We start from the raw sequence: 12,263 nt of genomic DNA, 5'->3' as shown, positions 1-12,263 counted from the left end.
TTTAAAACGGAGTAACACGAACACTGGCCAGGCGCTTATCTACCCGGGTAGGGCGGCTTAAGCTGGCTTTCTGTTCTAAGGGAGCAGTGGTATTGGGCAATTTCTTGCCGAATACCACTGCTTTTATTTCAGGGTACCGGTACGTGAGCCGCTCAATCTGGCTGGCGGGCATTTCAATGGCGGAGGCTGGCAGAATCACCATCACCGGCGTCTGGTGAAACTCGGCGCGGGTGGCTACCTGGTGCCGGAAAGAGGCATAGGTAGCCGTGGGGCGCTTAGCACCGCTTACCGGGGTGCCATCAATGCAAAGCCAGTCAACGGAAGCAATGCCCGGGTAATAGGCCGCCAGCGAATCGGAGGCGGGGGGCGTCCAGACCCATATGGTTTTCTCCACGCCGGCTTGCCGCAGCCCATCCACCAGCTTTTGCCAGGCCCGGCGGTAGCCCCGGGCACTATGGGCCTGAATCTGGGGGCGGAACATCAGCGGGCGGGGGAAGCGGGACAACACCCGCACTTTCGCCAGCCAGGCTGTATCCTTCAGGGCCCCCTCGGGCACTGCCCAGCTGAGCATGGGCATTTGGCCGGCCCGCAGGTAGCTGGCAAGCTGTTGAGGAGAAACAGTAGGAAAAGCCGAGGCCGGAAAATCGAGGCCAATTATTTCCGTAGCCAAAGGGAAATCTCCCTGGATTAAGGTCTTAGGCACAAAGGAATAGTAGCTGGCCAGCGTGGTCGGGTCTGCGGGGGCGCTTAGTATATGGCCGGTGCGTACCTGGTCATCACCCGTAAGCAGCCACAGCTCACTGTTATAGCGCTGGCGCTGGAGCATCCAGCTGGCCACTTTCCACTGCCCGGCAACTCCCAAAAATACCAGAAACAAGGCCAGCGGAACCGCTACCCTGCTGAACGACGGCAACAGGCTCAGGTGAATCCAGGCGTATAGCTGCTGCACGCGCCAGGAAATAGCCCGGGCCGGCCGCCTGGTATCTAAAAGGGTTTTCAGCTTCCTGAGCAGTGCCTGCTGGCCCATTAGAACGGCCGAAATCATGATGCCCGCGTTCAGGGCGGCCAGGCCCGCCAGCATCCAGCCATAGGCATCGTGCATCAGGCGCAGCCCATAGCCTGCTAGGGCCAGGGAGGCTACCAGCATCAGAATGTTAGGCAGGGCTATGCGCCATTCGTTGCGCTCTTCCCCCTCTTTGGGGGTGGGAATGTAGGGTACTTTTACATTAAGCAGCGTGTACAGAAATCCCAGCGAATAAATCCACCAGGTGCCTACCCGCAGCAGGCCCCCGGTGAGGTGCAGGCCCGCTTCGTGCGGCTCCCGCAGCCAGCGCTGCGCCGAGAGCCGGATAAGCAGGCTAACGCCCATCAGGGGCATCATGTGCGCCACAAAGCTGGCAATGGATACGTGCCAGGGGAATTTGCTTAGCCAGAGCCCAGCCAAGGGCACAAATAAGTCGATGAGGGCTACAATGCCGGACAGAAAATAGAAAGGCAGGGTGAAGTAGTGCAGCCGCTGCCTCCAGGTAAAGCGGGAAAACAGGCGCGGGTATACGTGAAAAAGCAAGTCAAAGCAACCCCTCGACCATTTCAGCTGCTGGGAGTAGTAAGCGCCCAGCGTGGAAGGCGCTAATCCCCGGCTTACTACCACCGGGGCATACACTGATTTCCAGCCCTGGGCATGCAGGCGCATGGCCGTGTGCATGTCCTCGGTCAGCCCGGCGGCGTGACCACCGATGGAATCCAGGGCTGCGCGCCGGAAGGTGCAGTTAGCGCCAATGGCCTGGGCCGTGCCGTAGCTGTTCATGCCCATCATCAGGGGCCCGTAGAAATGGTAGGTCTGCTCGGCCGCGCCCCGCGCTACCAGGCTTTCCTGCTGATTGCCGTAGGCCTGCACCACCTGCACAAAGCCAATTTCCGGATTCTCAAAATAGGCCATCACCTTGTCCAGAAAATCGGGGGTGGGGGCATGGTCGGGGTCCAGTACCACGCAAAACTCCCCGGTGGCCTGGCGCAGGGCGTTATTGATGTTGCCGGCCTTGGCATCTACTTTCACCTTCCGCGTAACGTGCACCACGCCCAGCAGCTCGCATACCTGGCGCAGGTAGGGGTCGTTGCCTTCGTCGCAGAGGTAGCTGGTGTGCGGGTAGGTAATGGCCTGCATGGCTTCCAGCGTATGCACAATCATGTCCCGCGGCTCGCCGGGGCAGGCGGTTGTTAGAACATCCACAGTGCGCTTACGGGCCGGAGCAGGCGGTAAAATGGGCTCCCGCACGTTTACATAGTGGTACCACTCATGCCCCAGCCGCAGCAGCTTAAAGCCAACGGAGAACACCAATAGCCAAAAAAGCGGGGCGTAGCCTATGTGGTCGGGGTTAGCAAACCAGTACACAAACTGCCCCAGGCAGAGTACGCCCAGGAAAACCAGCCAGCGCATTTGGCGCGTGCCCGCCACCAGCCGGTACTGAATCTGGCTGGCTGATTCTGGGGCAGAGGCAGCTTGAGCAATAGGTGCGGTGGAGGAAAGGTCGAGCATAAATATTTCCGGATATCTATTGAGCCTAACCAAGTGAATCCTCAGTTAACACAGAATATTAACCTGATGTCTTATGGGTCTAATATAGAAAAGAGATACTACTTAACTAATATTAAATATAATTAATTAAGGTAATTATTTTACTATCTTAGATGGATGTTCTGATGATTACTACTTAAGTACAGAAGATTCATAAATATATACAAGTAAGTTTTATGGGTTTTTACTACGCTTCGTCATCTCCTTACCACCTAAAAATCTGGGTTTACCTGGTTTTGGTGGGCATGCTGCCACTAGATGCCTGCCAGCGTACGTCGGCTTCCTCAGAAGCCAACATGGCGCGGGGAGTCCCGGCAGGGGTGATTCCCGTGCAGGTGGTACAGCAGCAAGGCCAGGCGCAGCTACTCCGGGGCGGCAAACCCTATTATATAAAAGGGGCCGCCGGCCTGCAGTACTACGAGGCGATCCGGCAGGCCGGGGGAAATTCCGTGCGGCTCTGGACCACGGATTTTGCCGATACTTTAATGGACGCCGCGCAGCAGAATAACCTTTCCGTTATGCTGGGCATCTGGCTGGAGCGGGAGCAGGAAGGGTTTGATTACTATGATGAGCAGCAGGTGCTGCGCCAGCGCGAGTACGTGCGCAAGCAGGTTCTGCGGTATCGTCGGCATCCGGCCCTGCTCATGTGGAACCTGGGCAATGAAATGGATCTGAATGCCAAGAACCCGAAGGTTTATGAGGCCATCAACGACCTAGCCGAAATTGTGCATGAGCTGGATCCTTACCACCCGGTAACGACCACGCTTTCCGGCAACCTAGGCATGATCCGGAACGTGAAGGCCTGGTGCCCGGCTATTGATATCCTTTCCGTGAATGCCTTTGGCAGCCTGGAAGTACTGCCCGAGGATTTGCGCGGCTATGGCTGGACCAAGCCCTACATTGTATCAGAGTATGGCGGTTTGGGCTACTGGGAATCACCGGCCACCACCTGGATGGCCCCGCTGGAGCAATCCAGCACCAACAGAGCCGAAAACCTGCGCAAAGCCTACGTGGGCACTATTCAGGCGGCCCGCGCTCAGTGCATTGGCGCCTACGCGTTTTACTGGGGGCAGAAGTTTGAGTTCACCAACACCTGGTTTGGCTTGTTCACGCCGGAAGGCGAAAAAACAGCTATGGTGGATGTGCTGCAGGAATTATGGTCTGGCCATAAACCGGCCAACACCTCCCCTCGGCTGGAGTGGCTGGTGCTGAACAAGCAGCAGGATTCTAGCAGTGTAAGCATCCCGGTGGGTTCCCGGGTCATGGCTTACGTAGGCGCCACCGATGCGGAAGGAGACGCACTTACGGCCCGCTGGGAAATACGACCAGATAAGCAAATCAATGAGCGGTACGAGGAGCGAAGTACGCCTACAGAGCCGCTGCCCAATGCAATCCGCCAAGCTACCGGGCTGCAGGCCGAGGTTATTGCTCCGCGCACCCCGGGTTATTACCGGCTTAGCGTCATCGTTTCCGATGGCAAAGGCAGCGCCGCCATGGCCAACCTGCCGTTTATGGTTACAGCCCGGCCGTGCCCCAGGGTGGTAGCCAGCCTTCGGTAAGAGTTTGAGCTGGTTTCGGGAAGGCACAGATGCTGGTGCCCGGTTACTCCGTTTTCGCGCCGGCTTCTTTCAGTTTAGGATACGCCCCGGCATTTACTACGTGGCGCAACCCATGCTCCCGCATCAGAATAGATGCCTTGCTGCTGCGGTTTCCGCTGGCGCAATACACCAGATAGGTTTGCGCCGTATCCAGCTGCGCCAACTGGTTTACAAAATCCGGCGACTTCACATCCAGGTTCTGCGCCCCCCGCACGTGGCCGGCATTGAACTCCTCGGGGGTGCGCACATCCAGCACCTTTACTTTATGCTTTTTCACCAGCTTCACGGCTGCTCGGGGTGCAATATCAGCCGGGGGCGGCAACGTGCCCTGAGCCAGTACGGACCCAAAAACAAAGCCCGCCGGCAGGAGCAAAAGCAGCAGTTTGTGCGAAAGGGAGGTGCGCATAGTCTGGGAAATGGTAAGGTGGATACTAAAGGAACAAGGGCCGTACGCGGAAAAGTGCCGCCCGTAACTAGTAGTAACTTACTACGCTATTAAAACAAACTGCCTTGCATGCCGGTGCCTTTTGCCGGCGAAGAAGATGCGGGCAAAGTCGGCTCAGCGGTGGTTGGCAGGGCAGGCACTTCCGCCGCCTCAGCTTCCTCATCGGGCAGCATGGCCAGCAGGTCGTTTTCGCTGATGATGGGTACTTTCAGCTCGGTGGCTTTCTCGCGCTTGGCCGGGCCCATTTTGTCGCCGGCTACCAGGTAGCTCAGCTTTTTGGAGATGGAGCCCGTCAGCTTGCCGCCGTGCTGCTGAATAAGCTGCTGCAGCTCGTCGCGGCTGTAACGCTCAAAAACACCCGATAACACAAAGGTGAGGCCTTCCAGCCGGTTGCTTTTAGCCTGGGGGGCTTCGCCGGTGAGGGCCAGCTGCACGCCGGCCGCGCGCAGGCGCTCAATCAGGTGGCGGTTATCGGCCTCCTGAAACCACGCCGCCACTGATTCGGCAATTACGCCGCCCACTTCCGGCACGGCCGCCAGATCCAGCACGGAAGCAGCGGCAATGGCTTCAATAGAGCGGTAATGCGCGGCAAGCTTTTCAGCCACGGTTTCGCCTACGTAGCGGATGCCCAATCCAAACAGCACCCGATCAAAAGGCACCGTTTTGCTTTGCTCCAGGCCCGTGAGCAGGCGTTGTACCGATTTCTCCCCCATACGCTCCAAGTGGGCCAACTCGGTGGCATGGGCAGGAAGGTCGTAGAGGCTGGCGGCATCCGTCACCAGGCCCAGGTCAAACAGGCGGCTGACGGTTTCCGCGCCCAGCCCATCAATATTCAGCGCCTTGCGCGATACAAAGTGCTCCAGCTTGGCTTTGCGCTGGGGCGGGCAGCCGCGCTCATTGGGGCAGCGGAAATGCGCTTCCCCTTCGGGCCGGATCAGGCGCGTGCCGCAGGCGGGGCATTCCGTGGGGTACACAATGGGCACGCTGTCGGCGGGGCGGGCAGAAAGGTCTACGCCCGTAATCTTGGGAATGATTTCGCCGCCTTTCTCCACAAAAACCATGTCGCCCAGGCGCAGGTCAAGGGCGGCTATCTGGTTGGCATTGTGCACCGAGGCCCTCTTTACCACGGTTCCGGCCAGCGGTACGGGGTTCAGCAGGGCCACCGGGGTAACAGCGCCCGTGCGGCCAATCTGATACTGAATTTGGTTTAAGCGCGTGCGGGCCGCCTCGGGGGGATATTTATAGGCAATGGCCCAGCGGGGGCTTTTGGCCGTGTAGCCCAACATTTCCTGCTGGCGCAGATCGTCCACTTTTATCACAATGCCATCGGTAGCCACCGGCAAGGAAAAACGCTGCTTTTCCCACTGATGAATAAACGCCAGCACTTCTTCTATGGAAGAGCAGCGCCGCCAAGTGTCGGATACGGGCAGGCCCCAGCTTTGCATGGCCTCCAGGGCCGCGCTGTGGGTGGGAAAGTCCCGGTGGTTGCTGAGGAAGTTGTAGGCGTAAAAGCGCAGCCGGCGGGCGGCTACCAGCGCTGAGTTTTGGAGCTTCAGCGCACCGCTGGCGGCGTTGCGGGGGTTGGCCAGCAGGGCTTCGCCGTTGGCTTCCCGCTCGGCGTTCAGCTCCTCAAATACCGGCAGGGGCATAAATATCTCCCCCCGTACCTCAAATTCCTTCGGCTGATTTGGGGCTGGCTGCAGATGCAGCGGCAGGTTTTTGATGGTGCGCACATTGCTGGTCACCACGTCGCCGCGGGTACCGTCGCCGCGGGTTACGCCCTGGCTGAGCTGCCCATCAGTATACGTCAGGCTCATGGCGATGCCATCAAACTTCAGCTCGCAGACATACGTCACATCGGAGCCTTCCAGGCCCCGGCGTACCCGCTCATCAAAATCACGCAGGTCGGCCTCCGAATACGTGTTGCCCAACGACAGCATGGGGTGCTTATGCACGGCCGTAGGAAACTGCTTGGTAATAGTGCCGCCCACACGCTGGGTGGGGGAGTTAGGCAGGGCCAGCGCGGGGTATTGCTTTTCCAGCTGCTGCAGATCGGCCAGCATCTGGTCGAACTCCTGATCCGATACCTCCGAAACATCCCGCTGGTAATACTGGTAGTTGAGATGATGCAGGCGTTCGGTAAGGATTTTTATCTGAAGCTGGATAGCGCTGAAATCGGACATGCGAAAGGCGTAATTACGGGGGCAGGGGCAGCAGGCGCTACTAGGCGGCCTGCCAAACAATACTGCAAGCTAAAACATGCAGCCCGGACGTGCATAAAAAAGCGTGGCCCGTTACAGAAACCGGCCACACATTGTCAATAGAAGTTTCAATGTAGCCAGGTCCAGAGCCGCGGCCGGCGCTTAGCGCAGCTGCCGGGAGGCCAGCACCTGGGTTTGCTGCAGCTTGTGGCTTTTGTCATACACCTCCGTGCGAACGATGCCAACTGTAGGCGAATAATAGTCGACGGCATACGTGATGGTGCGCCGGATGATATCGGGCTTGGGCTTGATGGCCGATTCCCGCTCCGATTCTACTTTGTAGCACCGGAAAGTGCCCGCCGGCGTGGTTATGTTTTGCGGGCCGCCCACCACGCGGCGGTTCCGGACGGTGGTGTATACTTTGGCAATATCTACCGCCGAGCTATGCACATCAACCAGAATGCCGCCCTGGGGCAGGCTACTGCCCGCCTGCGCCTGGTGCGGCCAGGCCAGAGAGGTGGGCGTATATTCGAAATACCGGTCGCGGAAGGATTTCAGGTTATTGTAGTCCATCTCCTGCATGCCATCGGTAAAGGCCGTGTCGCGCTGACAATGGAAGGTGAGGTCCTGCTGCCGGATCAGCTGGTTATCGGGGCCATAAAAGCCGCTTTTCAGCAGCACGGTATTTATTTTCAGCTCGCTCTTTTTATCGGTTTTGGTTTCCAGCATCACCACGCGGTTCCGGATTTCGCCCTGAGGTTTTCCGTTGGTATCGGCCAGCTTATAAATCAGCTCCATTTTATCATAGAGCCCAAAAGGGTGGGCACAGTCTGGTGCATTAGGCGTGGGGGCGGCCGCGCTGGTCGGGGGGGTAGCCGCTGTATTGGCTGCCGGGGTTACGACTTCCGGGCGGGCCGAAGTAACCGGCCGGGAGCAGGCCGCCAAGGCCATAAACGGCAGCAGATGCCAGGAAAGAAAGGAAAAAGTACGGTGCATAAAGCGTGACAAAGGGCAGAGCACCAAGTGGTGCCTGCGCCCACATACGCAAGCCCGGTTTTTTGGATAGGGCCCGCCGCATAACTTAGCCGCCGAAGTTGCGTTTGCCAGCGGAGAGCGGTAGTTTTCGCCCTTGCCGGGCGGCGCTGTCCTCAACAAACTGTCATCGGCATCCACACTTTGCTCTCACGGGCATCACCTTACTCTTTTCACATGGCTGATTCTTCCTCCTCCGCTAACTGGGCCGATACGGCTGCCTCTCTGTTGACCAAGCTTTCAGGTGGGGTAGAGATGAACCTGGCCTTCGACCAGATGGAAGTACAGGTACCGAATATGCAGAACCCGGGCGCTGCCCCCAGCACGTGGCGCATCAATGGCTCCGTGCGCATCCGTACCCGCGGCGAAAGCCCCGCGACCCCCGTGGTTAACCAGACGCCTAAGCAGCTTGGTTAGCGGGCTGGACCTGGAAGCCCGGCTGGTTATTTCCCATAATGGTGATGATATTCAGATTGCCGCTTCCGGCACCTATCTGATTGTGAATATTCCCAGTCAGCGGGTGCTCGATGAGCTGACCAGCAGCAATGGACCGGAAAAACCCAAAGACCCGGGTGCGCCCAATGCACTGCAGCAGCTAAATATGCTGGCTTTGCAGCTGGGCCTGGTGCTGGACCTGCGCGTGGCCGGCAAAACCTATGTCACCTTCGGCACGGGGCGTACTCCCAAGATAACCTTCAATGCAGTTTTGGGTAAAATCGGCTCTTTTTTTCGCTAACAATTAGTCGCGCATTTGCTGTCCTGAACTTGGCTTTTTCCGTATCTTGGAAGATGTATCTGATCTGGCAGTGAGGGGGTTTCGGGCGAAACTAAAGCTTGCTGGATTGGTTAGCCAATAGCAATCAGCCCCAGCGCCATGAACTCCGATAAAGAACGCAAAGACAAGGTAGGAGCAGGCCGGCCCACCTCCACCTTTACCCGCATGGAGCGGGTACCGCCCCTCCTGATGCTCCTGTACCTGGGCATGGCGGGAATCGGGGTTTTGTTTTTGATTTTACTGGGGGCCTACATCCATACCCGCGTGCAGAGCGGGCTGCCCACCGGGCTGTACAGCTTCCCGCGCTTTTTCTCCCTAAGCACCATTGTGCTGCTTAGCAGCAGCTACACTCTGGGGCAGGCCGCCCGCCTATACCGCGAAGACGATATCCGTAATCTGGCGCGCTGCCTGGGGGCCACGTTTATCCTGGGGCTCATTTTTGCCGGCTTGCAGGTAATGGGCTGGCGCGAGCTGATGAACCAGGGGGTTTACTTCCGGGGCGATGCCAGCGGCACGTATGTTTACCTGATTTCGGCCCTTCACGTAGCGCACCTGCTGGCCGGCATGCTCTTTATGTCGGGCCTCTTTCTGCGGGTGCTGCATATTTCCAGGGATGGGGTTCGCACGCTGCTCTTCATCCGCAACCCTTACCGGCGCATGCAATTGCGCATGCTCAGTATGTACTGGCACTTCATGGGTGTTTTGTGGGTGCTCATGTTTACCGTGTTCCTGTTCTTTTATTAGGGCTTAGGAAGGGTTAGGTTTTAGGGCTTAGGCTGAAGAGTTGATGCAATCGTGGCAACAATCTGACTCCTGAATTTCGCCATAGGAGAAAAACTGTATTCGTTTATTCGTTAAGCAGAGGCTGATTGCCGGCTCCTGACTACCTTGCCGCTTTAATCCCGGTATAGGAGTCATTTGTATGATGAAGAGGCTAGTGGGGGCTTGGGCAGCCTGTTTTATCAGTTTTCTGAGCCAGGCACAACAGCCCTCGGCCGCACTGCTTTCTGCCGCTGACCAATGCGCCGCCGCGCGCACCCAGTATGCCCGGGCGCGGCCGGCTACCACGGTGGGCCACCGGGAAAAAATGGACCGGTACGATGTTAACTACTACAAGCTGGACCTGGCCCTGGAGAATAATTCCCGGCAGGTGAGCGGCTCGGCGTGGTTGCGGGCGCGGGCCGGCCGGCAGCCCCTGGATTCGGTAGCCTTCGAGCTGTTTGAAACCTATACCATAGACTCTGTGCTGGTGAACGGGCAAAAAAGCCCCGGCCTGCACCGCCGCTCCGGCGACGTAACTGCCAAACTCCCGCAGCCCGTAGCTGCCGGTCAGCTGTTTGATATGGTGGTTTACTATCAGGGCACTGCTCCCAACGGTGGCTCGGCGGCCATTGGCAATGCTCTGGATACTAGTGTGGAGCCAAGCACCGGCATAAGTGTGACGTGGAGCCTGAGCGAGCCTTTCCACGCCTACGAGTGGTTTCCCTGCAAGCAGGTTCTCACCGATAAAGCTGATTCCTCGGATGTTTGGGTTACTACCGCGCGCCAGAATAAAGTTGGCTCCAACGGGCTGTTGGAGCGCATCACGCCGCTTCCCAACGATAAGCACCGTTATGAGTGGAAGTCGCGCTACCCCATAGCTTACTACCTCATTTCCGTGGCCGTGGCCCCATATCTGGAATATACCACCAGCGTAACCTTAGTGAATGGTCCTACTATTCCTATTGTCAATTATCTCTATAACCAGGCAGCTTTAAATACATTCCAAACAGAAATTGACCGCACCCCGGTCTTTATCAATAATTTCTCCCAGCTGGTGGGACCTTATCCGTTTGCCCGCGAGAAATACGGCCACGCCATGGCGCCCATCGGTGGCGGAATGGAGCACCAGACGATGACCACTCAGAGTAGCTTCACTTTCAACCTCACAGCCCACGAGCTGTTCCACCAGTGGTTTGGTGATAATGTTACCTGTGCTTCCTGGACGGATATCTGGCTGAATGAGGGCTTTGCTTCCTATGGCGAATACCTGTCCCAGGCTAAATTTAATCCGGGAGGAGAGCGGGGGTGGATGGATGAGGCCCACCGGCGCGTGATGTTCGACAACAATAAGCAGGTTATTCCGGGCGGCTCCGTGCAGGTGCTGGATACCACCAATGTAAGCCGCATCTTCAGCTCCCGGCTCACCTACAAAAAAGGAGCAGCGGTAGTGCATATGCTGCGCTACCTGCTGCATGATGACACTAAGTTTTTTGCTGCCCTGCGCATGTACCAGGCAACCTACTCGGGCGGCACGGCCCGCACCCGGGACCTGCAGCGCATTTTTGAAGCCGCCGCCGGCACCTCTCTTGATTACTTTTTTCAGCAGTGGTTTGTGGGCGAAGGCTTTCCCACGTTTAAAGTGCAGTGGAGTCAGCAAGGCAACAATGTGCAGCTACAGACCACCGAAACTGCTTCCATGCCCAGCGTAACGTCCTTTTTTCGGACCGAGTTGGATTACCGCATCATCACCACTACCGGCGCCCAAACCGTGCGGCTCTGGCAGAACGAGCCCCTCATGCTGGCTGTCGTGCCCGTAACCGGAACCGTGCTCAGCGTGGAGCTGGACCCGGACCAATGGGTACTCAACAACGTGGAAATCAGCCAGCGCACAGAACCCATTGTATTGCCGGAGGTAGCCGCCTATCCCAATCCCTGCGCTGAGTATCTGGAGCTGGCTTATTTACCGGAACCCAGCGCTGTAGCCGAAGTGCGCGACGCCCTTGGGCGCAAGGTGCAGGAGCAAAATATTTTAGGTACACCTGGGCAGCTTAACACTAGCTCCTTGGCCTCGGGCCTTTATCATCTCCAGCTTACTTTCCCCTCCGGCGAAGTACGCCGCTTGCGCTTCGTACGCCGGTAAGATAAGATAGCAGGCTGATTTGGCGGCAGTGGTGAAAGTAGGAGGAATGCCATATTCTGGTGGCAGGGCTACTTCTTATAGTAGGCTTTTATCCGGTTTTGAATAAACTCGTCGGCGGGCGGCTGATTGAATATCTTCCCCAGCAGCTCATCAAATGAATGGGCAGGGGTGAAGATGCTGTCGTCGAACGGATTGCTGAAAAAGCGGATAAATCCTGGCTGATTATTGATGCAGACTAAATCCACGGTTACGTTGCCGTAGTGCTGCTGGCAACGGCCGGTAGCCGTGCACGTCTTCGGCTTTGGCTTCAGGAAATGCTTATAAATCGTTTCGCGGTAGCGGGGGTGCTCGGCCGTGCGCTGGTCGGAGGTAGAGAGGTTATAGCCCAGCTCCTGGGTTTGCTCGGCAATGAAGTCAAACAGGTGCTGAAAGTTGCCGGGCCCAATGCTGGGGTCGTAGAATAACAACAGGCCTTGGCGGCCGCTTTCCCGCAGCAATTGCACGCGGAAGCCCTGGCCGGTTACGTTGGTCTTTTTAAAGTGATAGGCTTTGAAATAAGGCCCCAGCCAGTTCAGGTACACCTGCTCGGCTACCCATTGGGTATGCCGCCGCCGCTGCGCCGGAGTGCGCATGAGCGGGCGCCAGGCCATGCTGTCAGCAGATGGCTTGGAACGGGAAGCAAGGGCACGTTTAAGAAAATCGAACAAGAAGAGTAAAAAATCAGTACCCCGGAAA

10 protein-coding genes are annotated in these 12,263 nt (G+C 57.5%); 5 read left to right on the top strand and 5 right to left on the bottom strand.

Features of this window, described 5'->3' with window-relative positions; translation table 11 throughout:
* Position 1 precedes the first annotated feature (1 nt).
* The gene (locus AM218_RS16285; protein ID WP_071843717.1) at positions 2-2,536 is read right to left on the bottom strand and encodes a glycosyltransferase; all 2,535 of its coding nucleotides are present in this window, start codon (positions 2,534-2,536) and stop codon (positions 2-4) included.
* 284 nt (positions 2,537-2,820) lie between these two features.
* On the opposite strand from AM218_RS16285, the gene AM218_RS06830 reads away from it, so the two are divergent.
* Entirely contained in the window at positions 2,821-4,134 is a 1,314-nt protein-coding gene (locus AM218_RS06830) for a glycoside hydrolase family 2 TIM barrel-domain containing protein (protein ID WP_197274029.1), read from the top strand.
* A gap of 43 nt (positions 4,135-4,177) precedes the next feature.
* Here the strand turns inward: AM218_RS06830 and AM218_RS06825 are convergent, their stop codons facing one another.
* The 3 genes from AM218_RS06825 to AM218_RS06815 form a co-directional block, all read right to left on the bottom strand.
* Positions 4,178-4,579 carry a rhodanese-like domain-containing protein gene (locus tag AM218_RS06825; RefSeq protein ID WP_054413058.1) on the bottom strand — a complete coding sequence of 134 codons (402 nt, stop codon included), beginning with the start codon at positions 4,577-4,579 and terminating at the stop codon, positions 4,178-4,180.
* 89 nt (positions 4,580-4,668) lie between these two features.
* A complete protein-coding gene (gene ligA, locus AM218_RS06820) occupies positions 4,669-6,801 on the bottom strand; it encodes an NAD-dependent DNA ligase LigA (RefSeq protein ID WP_071843716.1) in 2,133 nt (710 codons plus the stop codon).
* Positions 6,802-6,981: 180 nt separating this feature from the next.
* Positions 6,982-7,815: a TapB family protein gene (locus tag AM218_RS06815; protein ID WP_054413056.1), complete on the bottom strand. Its 834-nt coding sequence runs from the start codon at positions 7,813-7,815 to the stop codon at positions 6,982-6,984.
* Between the two features lie 213 nt (positions 7,816-8,028).
* Here AM218_RS06815 and AM218_RS16735 point away from each other — a divergent pair, with 213 nt between their 5' ends.
* From AM218_RS16735 to AM218_RS06800, 4 genes are all read left to right on the top strand, one after another.
* Entirely contained in the window at positions 8,029-8,268 is a 240-nt protein-coding gene (locus AM218_RS16735; protein ID WP_157547559.1) for a hypothetical protein, read from the top strand.
* Positions 8,261-8,587: a hypothetical protein gene (locus tag AM218_RS06810; protein ID WP_054413054.1), complete on the top strand. Its 327-nt coding sequence runs from the start codon at positions 8,261-8,263 to the stop codon at positions 8,585-8,587. The genes AM218_RS16735 and AM218_RS06810 overlap by 8 nt, the downstream gene beginning before the upstream one ends.
* 138 nt (positions 8,588-8,725) lie before the next feature.
* Positions 8,726-9,370, top strand: coding sequence for a cytochrome c oxidase subunit 3 (locus tag AM218_RS06805; RefSeq protein WP_054413052.1), 645 nt, complete (start codon positions 8,726-8,728; stop codon positions 9,368-9,370).
* Positions 9,371-9,548: 178 nt separating this feature from the next.
* Positions 9,549-11,528: a M1 family aminopeptidase gene (locus AM218_RS06800; RefSeq protein WP_054413050.1), complete on the top strand. Its 1,980-nt coding sequence runs from the start codon at positions 9,549-9,551 to the stop codon at positions 11,526-11,528.
* A 68-nt stretch (positions 11,529-11,596) separates the two neighbouring features.
* Here AM218_RS06800 and AM218_RS06795 read toward each other — a convergent pair whose 3' ends face one another.
* The gene (locus AM218_RS06795) at positions 11,597-12,178 is read right to left on the bottom strand and encodes a hypothetical protein (RefSeq protein ID WP_157547558.1); all 582 of its coding nucleotides are present in this window, start codon (positions 12,176-12,178) and stop codon (positions 11,597-11,599) included.
* Between the last annotated feature and the right edge of the window lie 85 nt (positions 12,179-12,263).

It is taken from the genome of Hymenobacter sp. DG25A, assembly GCF_001280305.1.
GTDB lineage: Bacteria > Bacteroidota > Bacteroidia > Cytophagales > Hymenobacteraceae > Hymenobacter.
The sequence above is the reverse complement of the archived record's forward strand: the minus strand, read 5'-3'. Positions and strand labels throughout refer to the sequence as shown.

Excerpts from the sequence above, each read along its gene's own strand:
- AM218_RS16285 (WP_071843717.1), bottom strand. The coding sequence starts at position 2,536 with ATGCTCGACCTTTCCTCCACCGCACCTATTGCTCAAGCTGCCTCTGCC.
- AM218_RS06830 (WP_197274029.1), top strand. The coding sequence starts at position 2,821 with ATGCTGCCACTAGATGCCTGCCAGCGTACGTCGGCTTCCTCAGAAGCC.
- AM218_RS06825 (WP_054413058.1), bottom strand. The coding sequence starts at position 4,579 with ATGCGCACCTCCCTTTCGCACAAACTGCTGCTTTTGCTCCTGCCGGCG.
- ligA (WP_071843716.1), bottom strand. The coding sequence starts at position 6,801 with ATGTCCGATTTCAGCGCTATCCAGCTTCAGATAAAAATCCTTACCGAA.
- AM218_RS06815 (WP_054413056.1), bottom strand. The coding sequence starts at position 7,815 with ATGCACCGTACTTTTTCCTTTCTTTCCTGGCATCTGCTGCCGTTTATG.
- AM218_RS16735 (WP_157547559.1), top strand. The coding sequence starts at position 8,029 with ATGGCTGATTCTTCCTCCTCCGCTAACTGGGCCGATACGGCTGCCTCT.
- AM218_RS06805 (WP_054413052.1), top strand. The coding sequence starts at position 8,726 with ATGAACTCCGATAAAGAACGCAAAGACAAGGTAGGAGCAGGCCGGCCC.
- AM218_RS06800 (WP_054413050.1), top strand. The coding sequence starts at position 9,549 with ATGATGAAGAGGCTAGTGGGGGCTTGGGCAGCCTGTTTTATCAGTTTT.
- AM218_RS06795 (WP_157547558.1), bottom strand. The coding sequence starts at position 12,178 with ATGGCCTGGCGCCCGCTCATGCGCACTCCGGCGCAGCGGCGGCGGCAT.